The 21,920-nt window shown below is 39.5% G+C and carries 17 protein-coding genes; 2 read left to right on the top strand and 15 right to left on the bottom strand.

Translation table 11 applies throughout. From position 1 onward, the window contains the following. The 3 genes from IEU65_RS09115 to IEU65_RS09105 are packed head-to-tail and all read right to left on the bottom strand — an operon-like array spanning window position 1 to window position 3,059. A complete protein-coding gene (locus tag IEU65_RS09115) occupies window positions 1-954 on the bottom strand; it encodes a hypothetical protein (RefSeq protein WP_010287338.1) in 954 nt (317 codons plus the stop codon). Next, window positions 938-2,143: a hydroxymethylglutaryl-CoA reductase, degradative gene (locus tag IEU65_RS09110; RefSeq protein ID WP_010287329.1), complete on the bottom strand. Its 1,206-nt coding sequence runs from the start codon at window positions 2,141-2,143 to the stop codon at window positions 938-940. Before IEU65_RS09110 ends, IEU65_RS09115 begins: the two co-directional genes overlap by 17 nt. Beyond that, window positions 2,136-3,059: a Ppx/GppA phosphatase family protein gene (locus IEU65_RS09105; protein WP_010287327.1), complete on the bottom strand. Its 924-nt coding sequence runs from the start codon at window positions 3,057-3,059 to the stop codon at window positions 2,136-2,138. The genes IEU65_RS09110 and IEU65_RS09105 overlap by 8 nt, the downstream gene beginning before the upstream one ends. A 150-nt stretch (window positions 3,060-3,209) precedes the next feature. Between IEU65_RS09105 and IEU65_RS09100 the strand changes: the two genes are divergently transcribed. Beyond that, on the top strand, window positions 3,210-3,608 hold the full coding sequence (locus tag IEU65_RS09100; RefSeq protein ID WP_010287325.1) for a YbaN family protein: 399 nt from the start codon (window positions 3,210-3,212) through the stop codon (window positions 3,606-3,608). 69 nt (window positions 3,609-3,677) lie between these two features. On the opposite strand, the gene IEU65_RS09095 is transcribed toward IEU65_RS09100, so the two are convergent. From IEU65_RS09095 to IEU65_RS09045, 11 genes are all read right to left on the bottom strand, one after another. Further along, on the bottom strand, window positions 3,678-4,844 hold the full coding sequence (locus IEU65_RS09095) for an LCP family protein (RefSeq protein ID WP_010287323.1): 1,167 nt from the start codon (window positions 4,842-4,844) through the stop codon (window positions 3,678-3,680). A gap of 180 nt (window positions 4,845-5,024) precedes the next feature. After that, window positions 5,025-7,013, bottom strand: coding sequence for an ABC transporter ATP-binding protein/permease (locus tag IEU65_RS09090; RefSeq protein WP_010287321.1), 1,989 nt, complete (start codon window positions 7,011-7,013; stop codon window positions 5,025-5,027). Between the two features lie 108 nt (window positions 7,014-7,121). Continuing rightward, complete coding sequence (locus tag IEU65_RS09085) at window positions 7,122-8,918, bottom strand: ABC transporter ATP-binding protein (RefSeq protein ID WP_010287319.1); 1,797 nt, start codon at window positions 8,916-8,918, stop codon at window positions 7,122-7,124. A gap of 55 nt (window positions 8,919-8,973) precedes the next feature. Then, window positions 8,974-9,579 carry a MarR family winged helix-turn-helix transcriptional regulator gene (locus IEU65_RS09080; protein WP_010287317.1) on the bottom strand — a complete coding sequence of 202 codons (606 nt, stop codon included), beginning with the start codon at window positions 9,577-9,579 and terminating at the stop codon, window positions 8,974-8,976. A gap of 138 nt (window positions 9,580-9,717) precedes the next feature. After that, a complete protein-coding gene (locus tag IEU65_RS09075) occupies window positions 9,718-11,760 on the bottom strand; it encodes a penicillin-binding transpeptidase domain-containing protein (protein ID WP_010287314.1) in 2,043 nt (680 codons plus the stop codon). 81 nt (window positions 11,761-11,841) lie between these two features. After that, window positions 11,842-13,095 (bottom strand): aminoacyltransferase, encoded by a 1,254-nt coding sequence (locus IEU65_RS09070; RefSeq protein WP_010287312.1) that lies wholly within the window; start codon window positions 13,093-13,095, stop codon window positions 11,842-11,844. A gap of 75 nt (window positions 13,096-13,170) precedes the next feature. Continuing rightward, on the bottom strand, window positions 13,171-14,037 hold the full coding sequence (locus tag IEU65_RS09065; RefSeq protein ID WP_010287310.1) for a LysM peptidoglycan-binding domain-containing protein: 867 nt from the start codon (window positions 14,035-14,037) through the stop codon (window positions 13,171-13,173). A gap of 203 nt (window positions 14,038-14,240) precedes the next feature. Further along, window positions 14,241-14,624, bottom strand: a complete 384-nt coding sequence (locus tag IEU65_RS09060) for an NlpC/P60 family protein (protein WP_010287307.1) — start codon at window positions 14,622-14,624, stop codon at window positions 14,241-14,243. Next, on the bottom strand, window positions 14,596-15,741 hold the full coding sequence (locus IEU65_RS09055; protein WP_010287306.1) for a CAP domain-containing protein: 1,146 nt from the start codon (window positions 15,739-15,741) through the stop codon (window positions 14,596-14,598). Before IEU65_RS09055 ends, IEU65_RS09060 begins: the two co-directional genes overlap by 29 nt. 306 nt (window positions 15,742-16,047) lie before the next feature. After that, window positions 16,048-17,019: a beta-ketoacyl-ACP synthase III gene (locus tag IEU65_RS09050; RefSeq protein ID WP_010287304.1), complete on the bottom strand. Its 972-nt coding sequence runs from the start codon at window positions 17,017-17,019 to the stop codon at window positions 16,048-16,050. A 168-nt stretch (window positions 17,020-17,187) separates the two neighbouring features. After that, on the bottom strand, window positions 17,188-17,781 hold the full coding sequence (locus tag IEU65_RS09045; RefSeq protein WP_010287303.1) for a TetR/AcrR family transcriptional regulator: 594 nt from the start codon (window positions 17,779-17,781) through the stop codon (window positions 17,188-17,190). Between the two features lie 132 nt (window positions 17,782-17,913). Between IEU65_RS09045 and IEU65_RS09040 the strand changes: the two genes are divergently transcribed. Continuing rightward, window positions 17,914-19,053 (top strand): YhgE/Pip domain-containing protein, encoded by a 1,140-nt coding sequence (locus IEU65_RS09040; RefSeq protein WP_010287302.1) that lies wholly within the window; start codon window positions 17,914-17,916, stop codon window positions 19,051-19,053. 41 nt (window positions 19,054-19,094) lie between these two features. Here the strand turns inward: IEU65_RS09040 and IEU65_RS09035 are convergent, their stop codons facing one another. Next, on the bottom strand, window positions 19,095-21,779 hold the full coding sequence (locus IEU65_RS09035) for a valine--tRNA ligase (protein WP_010279601.1): 2,685 nt from the start codon (window positions 21,777-21,779) through the stop codon (window positions 19,095-19,097). Window positions 21,780-21,920 lie beyond the last annotated feature (141 nt).

The following is a 21,920-nucleotide window of genomic DNA, read 5'->3' as shown; positions in this document are numbered from 1 at the left end:
TTAAACTCTTTCGATGTAAGGTAATGCTAATTTTTTAAACAATTCTGAGACTTTCATAGCATATAATGCTTTGAAAAAAGCTGGTCGATCCGCTTCGTTTTCAGGTGGTGTAATGACAAAACTATTTTGCTCATCCCCCTTATTTAGACCGACATAAGCTGTCTTTTTGGTCTGAAAATCTGTCATTTCCGAATGGAAAATCGTAAATACCTGATTAACTGGTAATGCGAGCTGGCGTTGAGACAAAACACTTGTTAAGGTAACATACTCTTTTGCATTTACAGTAGGCTTTCCCCAACTGGCTAAAACTTCGTCAACACCAACAAATAATGTTACCATTTGGTGTCGAATTTGGCGTGATTGCTTCAAATCTGCCTTTAATATTGGCTCGGAAAGTTTCTGCGCAGCCGTATATGCGAGCGGATACTTATTTGCTAGAACAGCTGTAAAATCATTGGCCTCAACTAAATTATCGGCAAATACCAAGGCATCTAATACCATGAGCAAACGCCATAAACTCTCCTCATCCAGATCACCATTTTCTGGCGTTAGTTCAGACTGAACACCTGCCAAATATGCATCAGCCGTTTGTTGTGTCAACATTTGCTTTTTGGCTAATTCTCGGTAAGTAATCGCGTGAACAACTACGCGATGCATACGCGTTGCAATTTGAATTAATTGTTCATCTAATTTGTCATCCTTAAATGTCAATGCAAAAAATACTTGTGGTGTTATGCCATTGAAGGTTAGTAACATCTTCAACAGTTCATTAGCTAACAAAAAATCGCTCTCTGTTTCTTCCGCAATTTCAATCAACAAACGTTGTCCCAAGATTTCTTGATTAACACGGTCAATATGCAAAGCACCAGTGTTTTCAGCGCCCACTCGACTCATAACTGTGCCGGGATAAAGCTGGTTGACAGCATCTAGTAAAGATTTAACTTTTGGATTCATTTCTTATCTCCATTAATATTTTAGTTGCTAATTCAGTAGCAACATGCTTTTCAGCCATTAATCTTGGCACCAAGCGTTTAACTTCATCAACTTCAGCACCGACTTGCATGGCTAATGCACGGTATTGCATACGCATATGTCCTTGCTGAATGCCGCCGCTCACAATCGCCTTGAGAGCAGCTAAATTTTGTGCTAAACCAACTGAGACAATGACCATACGTAGCTCATCCGCATTGACATGTCCCAGTATAGCTAAGCCGTTTTGAGCAGCTGGCAGGACAGAAATCGCACCGCCAACTGTTCCCACGCTAATTGGCATAGTCAGTTCGCCATGCAATTGGTTATTTTTGATGGACCAAGTTGTCAGTGCCTGATATTGTCCGTTACGACTGGCATAAGCATGCCCACTCGCCTCAACGGCACGCCAATCATTGCCAGTCGCTAAAACTACAGCGCTAGCGCCATTGAAAAGCCCCTTATTTTCTGTCGTCGCGCGATAAGGATCACTTTGCGCAAAATGATTGAGCGCAACAATTTGACGTGCTACGTGTTCGCCCCCCACTCGTTCAAATGCAATGTCTGCCGTAGCAGTCACTAACTGTTGGGTCGCATAATTAGACAAAATAACACCCAGTGGATGAAACGATTCAAAAAGTGGTAACTCAGCTTCCAAAATAGTATCGACAATATTAGCGCCCATGGCGTCTTGTGTATCAATAATAAAGTCAACGCTTGTTTCATTTTCAGATACCTGACGCACAACGACGTCTAAAAGGCCACCACCACGTTGATAGATTGATGGTCGTGCTTGTCGCGCAATATCCAATATTTCTAAACGATGGGCTTGTACAAAATCAGCTAAAGATTTTTCAGTCACAAACATCATTTGCCCAATCATCGCTGTGCGACCAATCTGAACATCAATGCCCGCAGACAACATTTTTGCACCATTATTTGCAGCAGCAATCACGCTGGGTTCTTCAGTTGCCATCGGCACTTGATAATGTTGTCGATTAATCAGCAAATCACGGACAACACCAATCGGTACTCGAAAATCACTAATATAGTTTTCTACTAGTTGTGCATTAACTGTACTTTGTTGTTCTGACAAAGCGGCACGGACATCATCATCAATCGTTAACAGCGCCAGCCGTTCATCAGGTGTTAATTCATAAAACTTTTTAGTCATGTCTTTGTGATAAAGTTTCCGCGATTAAGCCTTCGCGAACCCCACTTTCTGAGAAAATAACTTTGGGCGCTTCAATCAAACGCATCAAATTAACGAGCGGTAAAAGGCCACTAATAATGATATCAGCACGTGTCGTCTCCAGACCGGCCACTTGCTCACGGTCTGCTCGTGTCATGTAACGAATTTCATCAAAGATCGACATCACCAATTCGTAGGACATCTCATAGCCATGAATTTGATTAATTTCGGCTTCGCCAGACCGCGTGCGTGCCATGCGTGCTAGTGAACGATTGGCGCCACCTAACAAAATAACAGGCTGGCCTTTTTGTGAAGATAACCAAGGTAAATTTTGATAAGATTGCACAATGTACTCACTAGCCACTTCAATGTTGCTCTGAATCACATCATTGGCTAACATGAATTGCTCGGATAAATTCACCGCACCAAATGGCAAACTGACCGCCGCCATGTTTTTGGCGTGATTAATAGCAATGAGTTCAACTGATGCCCCACCGGTATCTAAAATTACACCCGCTTCAACTTTTAGCGTTGCTTGAACACCTAGATAGTCATAATAAGCCTCTTGGTCACCTGTCAAAACTTGAAATGTGATTCCCGTAGCTGATTTCACACGTGCCAAGAATTCTGATTGATTCTTGGCTGTTCTCACGGCTGCTGTGGTAATCGCTCGTACTTCCGGTTCAAATCTTGCATAACGCGTCTGGAAATAACGCAATGCACCAATGGTTCTCGCCATTGGTTCTTCTTGCAAAATCAGCTCCGCACCCATATTTTGCGCAATGCGCGTGTCCTGCTTTTCCCGAACAATCTCGGTATACGTGCCATCTTTATGTAATTCTTCGACCACCATTCGAGCAGAGTTGCTGCCTAGGTCAACGATCGCTAAATAGCTCATAGTCTTATCCTAATTTTGATTTTAATAATTTAATTGTAACACATCTAGTCATAGCAACCGATAACAAGGATAACTTCTTAAAATAGTAATAATATATTAAAAAAATCACTATTATTTATAAATTGGTTAGTCCATGTTAAACTGGTTATTATGAAAATACTTTTGATGGCGCTAGGCGCACTGAGTTTTGCCATTGGCACAGTTGCAATTTGGATCCCAGGCATCCCGACGACCGGATTTTACGTTTTGACTGCTATTTTATGGTCTAAATCTTCAAAACGACTCGACACATGGCTACAAAATAATAAATATTACAAGCAATACGTTCATCAAGGCGTCTTTGAACGCCAGCTCCCTTTAAAAGCTCGTATCATCATCTATTTGGTGACGGCTAGCATGATGGCTATTCCATTCTTCACAACTGATTTAGTATGGCTAAAAATCGTCCTCCCACTCACTTCATTGACACAAATTGTTTCTATGGAAAGCTATTATCGTGGTTATCTTTGGCGTGATGGCATTCCTTTTATGAAAAATAATAACAAATAACATGGATAAATTATGCAACACAAAAGGCACCGACAGTTACTTGCGCACTGTTGGTGCCTTTTAGCTTTCTCATTGTGGATCAAGCGTTTCATTAATCATATTCAAGTTATACTCAGCAATGTAGGCATATAAGGCTGGTACAGATCCACCAAACTGGGTCCCTGTATTTTTAGCTTTCAAATCTAATGACTTGCGCAAAAGCGTTGTAGCACGTTGCTTTTCTGTTTCAGTAACCATTTGATAACTGACACCATTATACATATCGCCAACACCTTGTATATGTTCTGAAGTTTGGTTTTTAGTAGCAGACATATATTTCAACGCTACCGTGGTAAGATTATTGAACTTCATATCTGTCTGAACATTTTTGGAAATCGAACTCATAAATTTAGCGTTGAGTAATGTTTTTGCACTGGCCGACTTTTTAAGCAACGCCTTTAAAACTAACCGTTGACGCAACTGACGACCATAATCCCCTTGTGGATCATCATAGCGCATCCGAGAAAATGACAAGGCTGCATAGCCATTCATTGTTGTGTAAGTTTTAAAATTCTTGCCATCGGCCGCATATTCAAACTTTTCTTTACCTTTATAGAATTTATACACGTCTGGCTTATCGTTGTCTGGTTGATAAGTGAATGTCAATGGTGACACTACTTTGACACCACCAACCTGATTAATCAACTTCTCCAAACCACCCATATTGACTAACGCATAGAAATCAATCGGAACATTCAAATAATTTTGTAACGTTAGTATCGTCGAACTCACACCGCCAATTGGAAATGCCGCATTTAACTTTTGTGGAAAAGTGTTCTCATGGCCCACAATCGCTACCATAATGTCACGTGGAATAGACATCATTGTGGTGGTTTTCTTTTTTGGATTGACTGTGATAAGCATCATCGAATCAGTCAATCCTGTACGATCACGATCCAAGGCACCAGTATCAGTTCCTAAAACTAAAATTGAAAATGGTTCACCTTTTTTCAAAACTTGTTGGACGTCACGTGCTTTTGTAACCTTTGCACTACGGTACATTTTGTCAACAGATGTTTTCACATTACTCAACACCATTGACATCATGACACCGCCGACAATTACCAGCAATAGTAATATTGCAGCAAGCCATCGCCATTTTTTGCGTCGCTTTCGTGGCCGTGGTGGTCGCGGTGGCTGTCCATTTGGTACTGGTGCTGATTGTCGACGTGCCGCGCGGCTCATATTGTTTTCCATAACTTGTACCCCTAGTGCGTTCTAAAAATTCATTATACCATTATTTACACATTATCGTTTTGATTTACCAATTGTCTTAAAATATGTTGAAGATTTACAGTAGTGGCTATATCAAAAAAAGCTAATGAATAATCATTCACTAGCTAATTCGTTATGAGATGTTATTATGCTAAAGGTTCATTAATCGGCAGCTAATGCGTCAATTGTATTCAACTTGGCAGCCTTGCGCGATGGCACAAAGCTAGCAATTAAGGCAATAACTAGTGAGATAACCACTGCGAAGATAACATTGCCAACAGAAACCTGAACAATATTAAACTTAATCAAACCATAAAGGGCTGCGTTCATTGCAAACTGGGCTAAGTAAGCCACCACAATACCAAATATTGCTGAGATAATACCCATCAATAGGGCTTCATTCGTAAAGAGGCCACGAATATCTTTTGAACGCGCTCCCAAGGCACGTAATACACCAATTTCTTTTGTACGTTCTGAAACAGACATGTACGTTGTCACGATAATCATAATTGCTGAGACAAATAATGAAATACCCGCAATTGCAGCTAATACATACGACGCTAAGCTGGTAATCGTGTTAATTGTTTTCAACAGGGATCCAAGTGAAATGGCAGCGACAGCTTGTTTGCCATTCTCTTTCAAGTTATTGACTGCATCAACAGTTGCTTGAATTTCTTGCGTATCTTTGATTGATAGTGTTAAGAAGTTGGCAGTTGTCACAGCATTTGCTTTGGTTAAATCCTTTTTGATACCGGACGTTGTTGCAGCAAAGATTGTGCCACTTTGACCACCATCAGTAATACCAACAATTTTCATCGTTGATGTCACTGGTACTGGTTGGTTTTGAGCGTTATAAGCAACATACGTATAAGTGATATTTTTATTGAGTAATGACTTCCAATTTGTGTTGGCCTTCTTGGCAAAAGCCTTGTCGATCACAATTTCATTACTTGCCTTTGGCTTACGACCAGCCTTAATAACTTTGTCGGCATAGGCCGGTGTCCATGTTTGAATCTGTGTGCCAGCCTGTGATTGCGTATTACCATATTTGAAGACAGCACCATTGAATTGATAGCCTTTATAAACTTTGTCCACATGCTTAACCTGATCAATCTTCTTGATAAGTTGATCTGATATGGTAGTAGATGTGTAATCAGTAGCAGCCGCCTGCATTGTTGCTTGCGCGCGTTCAGTAGCAGTAGCGTCTTTACTATCCGTCGTATTTTTTAACACAGTTGGGTAATTAGGGTTAGCTAGCGAGTTCACTTGATCATTAATATAACCCTTAATACCGTTTCCTAGTCCTAAGAATAGAATAACTGAAAAAACACCAATTGCTGATCCGAAGATAATCAGAAAGTTTTGTAGCTTCTTGAATTTCAAATGGTCAAACGCCATGTCCCAAACTGATCCTTGTGATAGAGGTCTAGATGTTAGGCGATCAGTTGTAGCCGGTGTTTCAAACCGTGGCTTAAGATTCTTTTCTTCATCTATTTTACCATCAGCCATGTGTAAAATACGTGTGCCGTAGTCTGCAACTGCTTGAGAATGTGTGACAACAATGACTAATTTGCCTTCTTGCGCAATCTGTTCAAGTAATTCCAATACTTCTTTGGTATTCACAGAATCCAACGCACCAGTTGGCTCATCAGCAATCATCACGTCAGGATCAGCAGCCAACGCGCGAGCAATTGCAACACGTTGCTTCTGTCCACCTGACAGTTGAGAAGGATATTTATGAATGTGTTCTGCCAAGCCAACTTTTTTTAACAACTCCGTAGCACGTTGCTTACGTTGTGAAGCTGACAACGTCGTCATATTCAATGATGTTTCAACGTTTTCCAAATTAGTTTGATAATTAATCAAATTGAAACTTTGAAAAATATAACCAATTGTTTGGCGGCGGTAAACATCAAGTTTCTTTTCTTGTTTGTGGTCTAACTTCTCACCATTAACTTCAACCGTTCCTTCGAAATTTCGGTCTAAGCCACCAATGATGTTCATTAAGGTTGATTTTCCACCACCAGATTCTCCTAGAATTGAGACAAATTCACCTTTTTCAAATGACAAATCAATGCCCTTTAAAACAGGAAATTCATCTTTTCCGAGAAAATATGATTTGTGGATATCAGTTAGTTTTAAAAATGCCATGGCTGATTTCTCTTTTCTATAATGTGTGTTTAGTTTATCATAAGTATTCCACGATGTAAATTATTCTTCGTTACACAGTAGTCCAGAGACTGGTAATCAAAGCAAAGTTTAATCGGTCACAATTTGCTCATGTACGTACTCTGCATACAGTTCGTGAGACGCCAAAAGTTCTTGATGGGTACCGGAACCAGTAACTTCACCATGTTCGATAAAGTAAATATTGTCCGCATCAACAATTGTAGATAAACGGTGCGCAATGACTAAAGTTGTGCGATTTTCCATCAATTTTTCTAAAGCGCGTTGTACCATCGCTTCTGATTCAGAGTCTAAGGAGGCAGTTGCTTCATCTAACATTAAAATTTTTGGATCACGCAAGAATGCGCGTGCAATCGCCAAACGTTGTCGCTGCCCACCTGAAACTTTGACCCCACGCTCGCCAACTTGTGTGTCCAGTTTTTGGGGCATTTCAGACACAAATTGTTCTGCATACGCCAAATGCAATACATGCCACAGTTGCTCAGCAGTGTAGGTTTCTTCTAGACCGTAAGTCAAATTTTCACGAATTGTTCCCGCCATAATGGCGGAATCTTGGGATACAAATCCAATTTGTCGCCGCCATGAACTCAAACTAACATTGTCAATATTATAGTCACCCACCTTTATTTCACCTGACGTGGGTTGGTAAAAACGTTCAAGTAATTGAAAAATAGTGGATTTTCCGCCACCAGACGGGCCCGCAAAAGCGACTATCGTATTTGGTTTAGCCTCAAAAGTGACATTCTTTAGAATAGGTTTACCACTTTCATATTCAAAGTCAACTTGATTAGCGACAATTGTTTGCCCTTCAACATTAATACTGTCACCCTTAGTTAAATCTTCAACTGGTGTGTCCAGTAACGTAATTAAGCGTTGTGTTGCGCCTTGTGTTTTAGCAAACGTTGATCCAAATGTCCCCACCGACACGAGTGCAGGCATAATTTGGAACAAATACATAATAAAACTAAACAACGTTCCCATGTTGGACTCGCCCTTAGCCACGCGCAGAGAGCCAACTACCAGTATTAAAACAAACAATCCCATCATCACCATGGTCATGATGGGTTGCATAACACCATCAACAATTGCTTCGCGACGACCATATTTAAACAAATTTTGAATCTGTTGAGCGCCCCGATGCAATGCGAATTTTTCCGCACCAGATGACTTAACTAACCGCATTTCTGATAATGTTTCTTGTGAAGCGCCTGTGAATTCAGCCATTGCATCTTGTGTTGCATGACCTACTTTTGATCCAAAAATAAAGACTGGTGTTACCAAAAGAGCAGTAACGGGTACGGCAATAAAAATCCAAATGGCCATGTGCCAGTCAGTGGTAAACATTAATATCACAGCACCAACCATGGCAATTAAGTTAGTTAAAAAACTTGGTAGAGCGTTAGCAACTAGTGTTTTCACTTGCGCAGTATCGCTGGTCAGACGAGAAGTTGTTTCACCAGATTTAACTTGATCATAGTAAGAAATTTTAAAAACAACAAGTTTATCCCAGACGATTTGTCGCAAATTTCGTACCAACTGTTCACCAGCAACGCCAGTTAAAAAGCTCCCTAATGCTGAAATAATCGCCCCACCAACAAAAAGAACTAAAATTAACGTCACCAATGAACTACTTAAATGAATATGACTGAAATTTTTTCCTGTAAAAGAGTTAATTAAATTTCCTGCATACTTCGGGGTCAGTAAATTAAAGACAACACCAATGATTGAAAAAAACAAACCAGACGCCATCCATTTAAACTGTGGGCGCGAAAGTTTGATTAAATGCCACAACCCAGAAACTTTTGCTTTGGGTTGTCCTTGAATATTTTGGTATGTCTTTACATGCCCGTTGCGATCAAATTCTGCCATTATACTGTATTTCTCCTAATACATAAATTTTAGCAATGATAACAATAGTTAATGGTTATGAAAACCAATTATTATCGTGTCGATTAAAGCCGTGTTTTGCCATATGTTCACGTTGCTGTTGCATGGCTTTAGTAAAGCGCTCATTTTGTTTGAGGTGCGCTTGTTGCATATGATTAAACATCATGCGTTCGTGTCCTTTGAAATTATCACTAATACTTTTAATAAAAGTCTCCGAAGCAACATGTTCATTTAAACGCTTCAAATATTCACCAAATGCCTGCCGCTCATCCTCACTAAAGATACCAAAAATATCAGCCTGAAAATCTTGACGAGTATTGTCTAAATGTTCAAGGTGTTGTCTGCCATCATCCGTAATTTTGACACGAACAACTCTAGCATCTTCTGAATCTTGGACACGTTCAACATATTTTGCAGTCTCAAGCTTTTTAATTAGCTGTGTCACAGATGCCGGCCGAATATCTAATATATCAGCAATGGTCCCTGCTGTCAGGTGATTCGTTGTTTCTGCTAAAATTCTTAATAATCGACGGCTATTATCTGGTTTTTGGTTTTGTCCGCCATACAGTGTGCGCGCTGCTACCCAAATCGCTGGTTGATGTACCAACCGCGTTAACTCATCAAAAATTTCTGTGTTATCCATTACTTACTCCTTAAATATTTATTTAGTTTAAATTTAAATTAACAAAATATATATTAGTCTTTTTAGTTTGTTTTGTCAACTATAAACTAAATAAATAATTTGAGCTTTGACAAACAAAAAAAAACAGCTCTCGCTGTTTTAAGGTTTATTTTGAACATACTTCCAGTAGGCATCGATAATTGCTGCTGCAATTTTACCATTAGTACCATCCAAATAATTATTCATACCGGGAATGGCCATCGCCATTGCCACAGGTTGACCTGGGACATAGGCAACAATCGATTCTGTAAATGTCTGATGGCCATTAGTTGTTGTTTCAGCAGTACCCGTTTTCGCATAAACATGTGGTGTTAATTTATGCAGTTGCGTACCGCCTGTATTATAGGCATCTGAACCATTAGCAACACGATTCATACCTTCATGGATAACTTGCCACTCATCAGAACTCAACTGAACTTGTCCCTGAACATTAGGAGAAGCTTTCCATACCGTCTTCATTTTAGTGCTATTAGGAATACTCTGCAAAACAGAATCAACCAAATGTGGCTGTATGAGGTAACCACCATTGGCAATTGTTGAAACATAACGCGCTAGTTGCAGTGTTGTGTATGTATCATATTGTCCAAACGACTCATATAAATACTTACCAATGTTTTCACCTGTGGTTGGTCCTCTATAACCAGCTGTTTCACCGCTAATGTCAATACCTGATTTAATGCCTAATCCATACTGCGCTAACCCATTTCGCAGTGTCTGAAAAGCATCGGAATTAAGGGCTAGAGGTGAACCAGCACTATATGTTTGTCCACCTATTTTCATACCTAATTGTACGAAATAGGTGTTAGATGATCGTTCCAAAGCGGTCTGTGCATCAACGGCTATTGGTGTTCCAGCCTTGTTCCAATATGACGTAATTGTTGGTGTACCTTGGATTTTGATAGCTTGATCGTACATCGTCGTGTTGGACGTTGATAAAACACCACGTTGGAAAGCTGTTGTCAAGACCGCTGGCTTCACAACCGATCCCATAACAATCGCGTGGTTAATGTTACCAGTTGGATCGGCCGTTTTCTTATTAGTACCATACTCTTGATCAACACCGGCCATAGCGTATATACCACCAGTATATGGATTCATAACAGTGGCATAAGCACCTTGAACATCACCTCCGGGTAAATTATCCTCAAGAATTTTTTGAACCGCTTTTTGGAATTCTGAATTAATAGTCAGCTTTAAGCTGTCTCCCGCCTGTCCATCATACTTGATGCTTGACGATTTCACAGTGCCATCTGTACCAGTCGTCACAACCGTTTGTGAGGCTGAACCCTTCAGCATTGATTCATAGGTCATTTCAAGACTAGAGTTTCCAACTGGCTCATTTTGAGAATAACCTTGGGCTAGCAGCGTATGCAAGCGATCATCAGGCAAACCCGTTGACTCATTAGTAACATTACCAATTAATGCCTTAAAATCATCACCTTGAGGATATTGTCGTGACCAACTAGTCCCAATTTTAATACCAGGGAATTGGCTGAGTCGTTCACCAATTTCAGCTAATTCTGTTTCTGACACATCATCTTCTTTAATAAAGGTCGTTGACAGCGCATACGCACCACTCATGCGCTGAAAAATCATCGCATCATTTTCATTAACAGAATCAATGAGATGATTTTTTTCAACATAATTAACAGATAAATCAGTTAACTGTGTTGCTGTATAAGTTTCACCCTTTTTCTTAGATTTGTTAATCTTTTTCTGGACAGCTGCTGCCTGTTTGGCATCTGCTAAATAAAAGTCAGCTTTGGATCGATCACTTAACCGAGATGTATCAACAGTCAGATATTTACCTAATTTTTCAGCCGTTTCACGCATAGTTGCAGAACTGATATTGGTTCCACGAGTGAAAGTAATAGCTGTTTGCGCTTTATTTCCGGCAATGACACGACCAGTTGAATCATAAAAGAGCCCACGTGGTACGTTGCCTTTTTCAACTGTTTCATCACTTCGATTAACTTCTGCTTTATAATCAGATCCCTGCTGAATCGTTAAAAAAGCTAACTGCACGGTAAGTGCAATCATCAGTAACAAGGAAATCCCTAACAATATATTTAATCGTGTTGGCAAATTAGCCCGCGCGTCGTTTTTATTATCACGATCCTCTAAATATGGGTTGCGTTTCATGTTTTTACCGCCAAGTTTGAATAATTACTCTATCTAGCTTACCACATTTACACATTCACTCGCTAAAATTTCCCGAGCTAATTAGCCGCGTCCAATCAAAGTCTTCAATAAACGATAGATTTTATACTTAATAGGATTGACAGGCATGGTGAAGTTGCCAACTAATTGACGGGCATACCCATTAAATGAAGTTTTGAAGCCCAATACACCATCACTACCATCAAATTTACCAGCAATGCCATAGAAATTGTAACGCTTAATCCCATGCTCAACTGCACGGTTAATCATAAGATCTTGTATTTGATATGGACCATAGTAGTCCATATATTCCTCATAAGTACCTGAATAAAGATAATTCATTTCTTGAGGTTGTTCAATGAACAAAGCACCAGCGACAACCACAACATTTTTACCCGCCATTTTCTTTTGGTCAGTTGCTTTGTCAATTCTCTTAATATGCTGTTGTTTTTGATCATCAAATTCAGCATATTGACGCTTGAATTTGTCATTATTCGGATACTTTTCTATTTTCTGATTGATTTTTGCTAATTTTTGATCTAGTTCAGAAATTTTATGTGTCTCTTCACTAATGTAATCATCAAAATTTAACTCAGCAAATAAAAAGGTTGCATCATCTTGATACTCATCATACACTGTTTGGTAAAAATTCAAATTTTTATCTTTATAATGTAATCTATTTGCTGTTTTTTGTGTCAATTCTTTAAAATCAGGTAGATCTTCACGTGATAATTGTCGTATTTTAATGCCAAATTGCGCATTTTTTTTCAGATAATACTGTGCATTTTTTGTAAACGATGCACGCACACTTTTCACGTCAGTTAATTCAGAAATGTCTTTTAAATATTCCCATTCAGGTGAGCCAGCCGTTGTAAATCCATCCACAAAGGGCACATGTGTGAAACCTAAACTTGTCATTTCCGAAATAAAACTATTGTTTTCATCACCAAGTGTTTCCCCATGATCATTTGCAAGCTTGAGTGTCACATTAGGACGAACTTCAACATAAAGCCCACCATTTTGGCGTGAAAATTTAGCAAATTCTGTCATAAAGAAATGAAATAGACTTTGGTTTTCAAAATCGAGTAATGGCCCACGGTCTATTGAGAAGATATAACCCAGTTTGACAGTTTCACGCATCACCAGTGCAGCCGCAACAACCTGTTCGTTTTCTTTAACACCTAGCAACCATATTGTGTACCCTCTTTTTTTCAAAAGATGGGCTTGTTCGATAGATTGCAAAAACGAGCCTGCTTCACTCTGCTTCTCAAAATTTGCGTAATCTGATTCAGATAATTCTGTAAATTGATATGACATTATTTTACCTCTGCCTTCTACTATACATGAGAACACAAAAAAAGTGGATAACGATTATCCACTTTTAAGCATTCATTAATGTGCGTCAATAACAATCCAACCGTTATAATAACCAACACCAGCTTCAGTGAAGTTAGGGTTGACGATAAATTCAGTATGACCACCATTCACCATGCCAGTTTCGTAGTACCAAGCATTAATAACTGTTGCACCAGCGGCAAAACCATTAGCAACAACTTCAGGTGTGTTTGAAGCTTCATGAGTACCAAACCAGTTTGAAGAAGTGGCGATTGCTTGTGCACGTGCATTAGCTTGTGCAGTTAAAGCAGCTGAGACACGAATTGGCTTCAAACCAAGCAAGGCGCGCTTAGCGTTCCATGCATTGATTGTTGCATCAGATGTCGTAACTGTTGACGTGTTACTTGTTGTATTTGAACTAGTGTTTGTAGTAGAAGCACTGTTTGATGAAGATTGATTAGTTGTTGATGATGTTGATGTGCTAGTTGAAGTTGATGTTGTTGATAACTTCAATGTTTGACCAACATAAATCAAGTTAACATTTGAAATACCATTAGCAGAAGCCAATGTAGCAACTGTTGTACCATTAGCTGCAGCAATAGAGTTCAAAGTGTCACCAGACTTAACTGTGTATGTACCACTAGTTGTTGATGTTGAAGACGTTGTTGTACTTGATGATGTCGTTGTTGATGATGTTGACGTACCATTAGTTTGTAATGTTTGACCAACAAAGATCAAGTTAACATTTGAAATGTTGTTAGCGCTTGCCAAGGCAGCAACTGTTGTACCATTGGCTGCCGCAATCTTATTAAGTGTATCACCAGCTTTAACAGTGATTGTGTTAGCAGAAACTTGTGCAGCACCTGCAACAGCAAATGCACCAGCAGCTGCTACAACTGACTTTGTAATAGTAGATTTTTTCATATTCTTGAACTCCTGAAAGAGATTTTCATAATTAGTATTTGTTATTTGTTTGGTCTTCTCGACAAGTATTAGTGTATCAAATGGCTATGTCGTGTATATTGGAGATATTTTTCACTTTGTTGTCAATAATTCTGTTTAATCACATTTATTTCATAATGAGTACTTTGATGTCGATTTTGTGTCAAAACGGTTGCATTTATGTGTCACATAATTGAACCAGCAATGCTGGGATACCAACTTTTAGATAATGTTTGGATGCGAACTTGATGTGTTCGTCGATGCACTGCAATGAAATGATTACCCCCGACATATATACCTATTTCATAAGGCTTATTTTGAGTACCCCAGAAAAGTATGTCACCCGGTGTCGCTTGTAATACGCCCAATAAGTGGTCCATTTGATCAATGAGCTTTTCAGGGTCTGTAGACCAACGACTGCCATCATTTACTGGTACTTTAGCATGAATAAGTTGTTGTGAAACAAAACGACCGCTATCGCGGTCGTTATATGTTTGGCCAACTTTGTTTAAGGCAAGTTGTAAATAATTGTTTTGCATATTAATGTGCGTTGATAACAATCCATCCATTATAGTATCCAACACCCGCTTCAGTGAAACTAGGATTGATAATGAAAGCTGTGTGACCACCATTAACCATCCCTGTTTCATAGTACCATGCGTTAATAACTGAAGCGCCAGCACCAAAACCATTAGCAACCACTTCAGGCGTGCCTGAAGAAACATGTGTACCAAACCAGTTTGATGACGTTGCAATCGCTTGTGCACGGCCTTGTGCTTGGGCTGTCAATGCAGATGAAATACGAATTGGGTTCAATCCCATCTTGGCGCGCATAGCGTTCCATGCGTTGATTGTTGCGTCTGCAGTCGCTGAGCCTGTACTTGTTGATGTTGATGTACTTGTCTGAGTAGTTTGTGCAGTAGTTGTCTGTGTCGTAGTTGTTGCCGTTGAGCCACCGTTAGCTTTGTACGCATTGTATTCAGCCATTGTCATGTAGCCATCTTTATTAGTATCAGCAGCGGCAATATAAGTAATTGCTTCTGAAGATGCAGATGAACTTGTTGCAGCTGACGTCGTTGTCGTAGCTGCAGATGAAGTGGTTGAGCCACCGTTAGCAACATAAGTATTATACTCACTCAAGCTCATGAAGCCATCGTTGTTAGTATCAGCAGCGGCAATATACTTCAAATTGCTTGTATCAACTGCTGCCGATGAAGCAGTTGACGCTGCAGAAGATGCGGCAACTGTTGCAACTGTTGCTGCAGATGAAGCAGCCGATGTCGCTGTTTTAAGTGACAGCTCTTGACCAGTTAAGATCAAGTTTTGGTTTGAAACACCATTTAACGAAGTCAAAGTTGAAACACTCACGCCTGTCTTTTCGGCGATTTTTGATAGCGTGTCACCACTTTGAACAGTATATGAACTACCATCAGAAGACAAACCAGAAACTGATTGCGTTGATGTGCTAACTTCTAGTGAAGTACCTGTTAAGATGAGGTTTTCATTACTGATGTTGTTGTTCTTAGCTAGTTCAGCAACTGTTGTGTTGTTTGCAGCAGCAATAGCTGACAACGTGTCACCAGACTTGACTTCTACTGTATTAGCAGATGCGGCCGCATGACCACCGACAACAGCGGCTGCTCCAGCTGCTGTTGCTAACAAGGTCTTCTTGATATTATTGCTCATATGTATTAACTCCTGGATAGATTCAATTCAAACATTAAATTTTTGATGTGTTATTAAGTATTTCTTAAGAACAATATCCAGTATACCTACTCGGTGTAACGCAAACATTGTATCGTTTTCTCAATCAGATAACAATGTTACAGTATTATGACAGCGCCCGTTTTAGGCTGATTTTATAAGGTTTTAAAGGGAAATTTTTTTTGATTTTTCAACAATTTTTGTCAAAAAAGACGACTAAATCATTTTTATAATGATTTAAATCGTCTTTTTTAAAATTTAAACTTCTTAAATTTCTTAATATTTTCTTTAAAATTCGAGTAATAAGCTGCCATATGTAAATCCTGCGCCAAAACCTGTTAGCAGGACACGCTTACCAGTTAAATCAACTGTTTGATTTAATTCATCAAACCCAATCGCAATGCCAGCTGAGGAGGTATTACCATTCCGGATGACGTTGGTTGAAAATTTAGCCATTGGTTCATTCAAAGCTTCTGCAATGTATTCAATTAGGCGTAGATTAGCTTGATGTGGAATGTAATAATCGATATCTTGAGGCAGTAGTTGTTTGTCACCTAGAAAATCTTTAATGTGTTGCGGAATTAGTGTTGTCACTTCATTAAATACTTCACGGCCTTCTTGTGCAAAAGCATCCGTTTTTGGATAGTTTTCCACAGAAAGTGAGGTCAGTGGTGCGATTCTACCGGAATGTACAACATTTTCATTACCAATAGTGTGCATTTCTTCCTTTGATAAGACACCATTTCCTTGGGTCGCAGTCATTACAACTGCCCCTGCACCATCACCAAAAAATACTGTACTCGTCCGATCCTTGAAATCCATCATCTTTGAGTTGACTTCAGCAGAAATAACTAAGGCATTTTTGTAGACGCCTGAGCGCAAAAATTTATCAGCCGTGCTCACACCAAAAACGAATCCAGAACAAGCAGTTGAAATATCATAAGCCCACGCATTCGTTGCTTTCAAATTGCGTTGTACCAAAGCCGCAGTTGATGGTGCCAGCCCATCAGGCGTGAACGTTGTCACAATAATCAGGTCGATTTCTTCGACTGTTAGATTAGTTTGCGCTAAAGCAAGCCGTGCAGCTTGAGTCGCTAAATCACTTGTATTTTCACCTTGCAATGACATGTGACGTGTTTTAATACCCGTATGTGCTTGAATCCACTCATCATTGGTATCCATGATTTTGGCTAAATCATCATTTGTCACAATATCACTTGGCACATAATGTGCACTGGCGAGTATTTTACTTCCAGACATGTCTTTTCACCTTCAATTCATCTCATATTATTGTAGCGGATTTTGAGAATTACGCAAATTGTTCGTTTTAATGCCAGAGCATCGTTAATATTCTCAACATCATTAATTAGCCAATTATCTGGATGGTAAGCGTTGATTCTATATAAGTTTGTTACCATATATACCACCTCATAATGGACGATTTTCAAAGTTTCGCCAAACCCCGTCATGATTTAGCTTGTAAATAATTTGGGCAATTGTTTCAGGTGACGTCACCCCTTGGTCTTCGATGAACCAGTAGCGTATCACGCCAAGCATAGCTGACACTTGATAATGGACCACAATTTTCAAATGTTTTTGTGTCACATCAAGCCCAGCACTGGCCAAATTGTCAATAATGGTGCTATATAGCCACTTCAATAATTGGTGTTCAAATGTCATATCACCATTTGATCCCAATAAGTTTGCCAAAAAACGTCGTTGTGTATATAAATAAGTCGTTAGTTTACAGACATTTTCAGAAGATATCACAATATTAGCCGTATCATCAAAGACTTTGATGTCTAATTCTACCTGTTTCAAATCTTGAAAAATTTGTCGTTCTTTTTGTTCAACTAAGTCCATTTTATCTTTAAAATGGCGGTAAAAAGTGCCACGATTAACACCTGCATATTCAGTAATATCACGAACTGTAATATCTTCTAGTTCTTTATTAACCATTAAATCAAGCAAGCTATTTAATAGCATTGTTTTGGTTTGCGTCGTTTTATGTTGATAAGCCATTTTAAAACACTTTCTCATGTTATGTTGCATTTGCGACATATCGCCTATTTTTGACGATTGATAATCACCTAATTCAAGATTACGCTAAGTATATCAAAAAAGAACACAACGTTCAATTTTAGGAGGTTTTACATGTTTAAAAAGTATAAATTCTGGCTATTAGCAGCTATTGGTGGCATCGCTTTATCGTTCATCATGGTTTTGTCACAAATACCAACAGTCCATACAACGGTCAAAAATTTACCACTAGCCATTGTTAATGGAGATCCAACCAATCCTATCAGCAAAAAAATAGTTGATCAACTCAAAAAGGTGACTAGTGTTGGTGATAAAAATCCCACTACCCTTAAATGGACAACCGTCAAGTCAACCGCAGCACTCAAACAAGATATGTCCAAACAAAAATTCTACGGCGCTATCATTATTAAACGTCATTTTGGAGAAAACATGGCGACACTAGCAACAGCAACACCCACTAAACCAAGTGTCACAACAGTCATCAATCAAGCCAAAAATCCAACTGTTAGTACTGCGGTTACGAACTTGTTCAGTCACATGACAACAACTATCAGTGGCACGATTTCAAAAAACATCATCACACAGTTTGCCTCGCACCAACAACCGATTCCGATTGTGGTTGCCAAAACAATTGCCCAACCACTAAATGTCACTAACCAAATTGTTCATCCAACTGAAAATAAAGTTAATGCAACAGCGATTTATTTTCAACCCCTTTGGCTCAGCAGTGTTATTATCAGCCTAATGCTTTTCTACGCTGCTAAAGATGGTCAACTTCGTGGTAAAAATAAATACCGTCTTGCTACCATGCAACTCATGACTGCTGCTAGTTTAGCGATTTTTATTGGTATTATGACGCCGTTGTATACAACATGGCTACTCAACTATCACTTCCAAAATTTTTGGACCATTGCGCTGTTTGCGACGATTGCTGAATTTTCATTTATTATGATAATTCTAGGAATATTGAGTTGGACGGGCTTTATTGGTTTACCACTTTTCGTTTTATTGATGTTCTTTGCCCTACCAATTCTACAATTAGCCCCAGAAATGCTATCTCACTTTTACCGCGACATCATTTATCCTTGGCTGCCAATGCGATTCTTAATTGATGGTATGCGCGGCATTATTTACTATCATGATGGTATTTGGCACACACCTACATTTAATTTGTTATGGGTGATGATGATTGGTATGTTCTTATTAATTGCTAAAGTGTTCTTATCGCAGACTCGAAATACCATCGCAAAATAAAAAAATCCATGATTATCTCGTATAATCATGGATTTTTTTTATTATTTCGCTGAGCGCAAAGACGTCAAACGTTCTTGCGTGGCGGCAAGCTTAGCTTGCCAATCAGCCAATTTTTCTCTTTCAGCAGCAACAACCGCTTCTGGGGCAGCATTAACGAATTTTTCGTTAGATAATTTGCCTTGAGCACGTTTCACTTCACCAGAGAATTTCTTAGTTTCTCCTTCAAGACGTGCTATCTCATCATCAATATCAATCAATTCAGCAAGTGGCACATATATTTCTGCGCCGGTAATCACTTGTGACATTGCCAAATCCGGTGCTTGTACATCAGCGGCAATCGTCAATGACTTAGGATGTGCAAAACGGTTAATATAATCCGCATTATCATTAAATATGCGGATCAAATTGTCATCGTTTGTCTTAATCAACAAGTCGATTGCTGTTGACATTGGTGCGTTGGCTTCTGAACGAATATTACGCACCGCAACAATCAAATCTTGCAACGACTTAAACGCTGTTTCTGCTGCGTCGTTAGTCAATTTGTCATGTACAACAGGATATCGTGTGATAGCAAAATCAGCATTCTTTCCCGCCTGATCTGGCATTTCTTGCCAAATCGCTTCTGTTACGAATGGCATAATTGGCTGCAACAAACGTAACGTCTGATCCAAAACATAAGCTAATGTTTGTTGAACAGGCGCTTTGTCACCATCGCCATTCAATGTTTCTTTGGTCATTTCGATGTACCAGTCGGCAAAATCATTCCAAATGAAGTTATATAGTGAACGACCAGCTTCGCCAAATTCAAATTTATCAAAATTACGTGTCACATCAGCAACTGTTGTGTTCAAGCGTGCCAAAATCCATTGATCGGCTAGTGTTAATTTATCCAAATCAGGCAATTGTGATGGCGTATCTTCTGCCAGATTCATGATAACGTACCGCGAAGCATTCCAAATCTTATTGATAAAGTTCCAAGCTGCATCCATCTTATCGTAAGTGAAACGCACATCTTGTCCCGGAGTTGAACCTGTTGCTAAGAACCAACGCAATGCGTCAGCACCGTACTTTTCAATAACGTCCATTGGGTCCACACCATTGCCCAATGACTTTGACATTTTGCGACCTTCACCATCACGAATAAGACCGTGAATTAAGACATTTTTAAATGGTCGCTGACCAGTGAATTCCTTACCCTGGAACATCATTCGTGCAACCCAGAAGAAGATAATATCATAACCAGTTACTAAGGTATTGGTTGGGTAATAGCGGGCAAAATCACCATCCATTTTTTCCGGCCAACCCATTGTTGAAAATGGCCAAAGTGCACTTGAAAACCAAGTATCAAGCACATCAGGATCACGTTCCCAACCATCCCCTTCAGGCGCCTCTGTCCCAACATAAATTTCTTCGTCAGCCGTGCCTTTGTTCTTATACCACGCAGGAATTTGATGTCCCCACCACAATTGACGTGAAATAACCCAATCACGAATATTTTCCATCCAATGCGTGAATGTGTCTTCAAAACGTGCTGGCACAAATTCAACTTTCTCGTCTTCATTTTGCTGCATGTCCAAAATTTGCTTTGCCAATGGTGCCATTTTGACAAACCACTGCGTAGACAAGCGTGATTCTACTGGCACGCCGGTCCGCTCTGAATGACCAACTGAGTGAACAATTGGGTCAACTTTGAGCATGTAATCACCCGCTTCAAGGTCTGCCACGATTGCTTTGCGCGCTTCAAATCGTTCCATGCCGTTATATTTGCCAGCATGCTCATTCAAATGACCATCTTCAGTCATTGTGTTAATGCGTTCCAAATCATGGCGATTACCGACTTGGAAGTCATTAGGATCATGAGCTGGTGTGATTTTTACCATACCAGTCCCAAAATCTTTTTCAACATATTCATCAGCGATAATTGGAATTTCACGACCAACGAGTGGTACCATGACTGTTTTCCCAATTAAATCTTTGTAACGTTCATCACTCGGATGTACGGCAACAGCAACATCACCAAACATTGTTTCTGGACGAGTCGTTGCAATTTCAATGTAATTCTTACCATTAAAAGTCGTACCATCGGTGAATGGATACTTAACATGATAGAAAGCACCCTCATCATCTTGATAAATTACTTCAATATCAGACAACGCAGTACGCGCTTGTGGATCCCAGTTAATGATGTATTCACCACGATAGATCAATCCCTTGTTGTACAAATCAATAAAGACTTTGTTAACTGCTTTGTTCAAACCTTCATCTAATGTGAAACGTTCACGATCAAAGTCCAATGAAAGCCCCATTTTACCCCATTGCTGTTTGATAGTGGCGGCGTATTCATTTTTCCAATCCCAAACTTGTGTTACGAACTTCTCACGACCCAAATCATAGCGTGAAATACCTTCACCGCGCAAACGCTGCTCAACCTTCGCTTGTGTTGCAATGCCGGCATGATCCATGCCAGGCAACCATAAAGTATCAAATCCTTGCATGCGCTTTTGACGAATAATCATATCTTGCAACGTCGTATCCCAAGCATGCCCTAAATGCAATTTACCTGTGACATTGGGTGGTGGAATGACGATTGAATAAGGTTCTGGCTCATTCCCCTGAATTTCTTGATTCGATTCTGGTGCAAAAAGCTTTTTGCTTTGCCAGTTATCATACCGACCAGCTTCAACAGCAGTGGGATTATATTTTGTTGACATATCAATATCGCGCATTGTTATTTCTCCTTTATATATTCAGTAAATTAGCTACTTTGTCAACTCATTTTAAAGCGTTACCACAAAAAAACGTCAACATCCTAATATAGGACGCTGACGCGTGGTACCACCTAAATTGTCGTTACGAAACGACCACTT

Source organism: Leuconostoc pseudomesenteroides KCTC 3652 (genome assembly GCF_014634745.1).
Lineage (GTDB): Bacteria > Bacillota > Bacilli > Lactobacillales > Lactobacillaceae > Leuconostoc > Leuconostoc pseudomesenteroides.
The sequence above is the reverse complement of the archived record's forward strand: the minus strand, read 5'-3'. Positions and strand labels throughout refer to the sequence as shown.

Coding starts and splice junctions, on each gene's coding strand:
- IEU65_RS09115 (WP_010287338.1), bottom strand. CDS start 954: ATGAATCCAAAAGTTAAATCTTTACTAGATGCTGTCAACCAGCTTTAT.
- IEU65_RS09110 (WP_010287329.1), bottom strand. CDS start 2,143: ATGACTAAAAAGTTTTATGAATTAACACCTGATGAACGGCTGGCGCTG.
- IEU65_RS09105 (WP_010287327.1), bottom strand. CDS start 3,059: ATGAGCTATTTAGCGATCGTTGACCTAGGCAGCAACTCTGCTCGAATG.
- IEU65_RS09100 (WP_010287325.1), top strand. CDS start 3,210: ATGAAAATACTTTTGATGGCGCTAGGCGCACTGAGTTTTGCCATTGGC.
- IEU65_RS09095 (WP_010287323.1), bottom strand. CDS start 4,844: ATGGAAAACAATATGAGCCGCGCGGCACGTCGACAATCAGCACCAGTA.
- IEU65_RS09090 (WP_010287321.1), bottom strand. CDS start 7,013: ATGGCATTTTTAAAACTAACTGATATCCACAAATCATATTTTCTCGGA.
- IEU65_RS09085 (WP_010287319.1), bottom strand. CDS start 8,918: ATGGCAGAATTTGATCGCAACGGGCATGTAAAGACATACCAAAATATT.
- IEU65_RS09080 (WP_010287317.1), bottom strand. CDS start 9,579: ATGGATAACACAGAAATTTTTGATGAGTTAACGCGGTTGGTACATCAA.
- IEU65_RS09075 (WP_010287314.1), bottom strand. CDS start 11,760: ATGAAACGCAACCCATATTTAGAGGATCGTGATAATAAAAACGACGCG.
- IEU65_RS09070 (WP_010287312.1), bottom strand. CDS start 13,095: ATGTCATATCAATTTACAGAATTATCTGAATCAGATTACGCAAATTTT.
- IEU65_RS09065 (WP_010287310.1), bottom strand. CDS start 14,037: ATGAAAAAATCTACTATTACAAAGTCAGTTGTAGCAGCTGCTGGTGCA.
- IEU65_RS09060 (WP_010287307.1), bottom strand. CDS start 14,624: ATGGATGGATTGTTATCAACGCACATTAATATGCAAAACAATTATTTA.
- IEU65_RS09055 (WP_010287306.1), bottom strand. CDS start 15,741: ATGAGCAATAATATCAAGAAGACCTTGTTAGCAACAGCAGCTGGAGCA.
- IEU65_RS09050 (WP_010287304.1), bottom strand. CDS start 17,019: ATGTCTGGAAGTAAAATACTCGCCAGTGCACATTATGTGCCAAGTGAT.
- IEU65_RS09045 (WP_010287303.1), bottom strand. CDS start 17,781: ATGGCTTATCAACATAAAACGACGCAAACCAAAACAATGCTATTAAAT.
- IEU65_RS09040 (WP_010287302.1), top strand. CDS start 17,914: ATGTTTAAAAAGTATAAATTCTGGCTATTAGCAGCTATTGGTGGCATC.
- IEU65_RS09035 (WP_010279601.1), bottom strand. CDS start 21,779: ATGCGCGATATTGATATGTCAACAAAATATAATCCCACTGCTGTTGAA.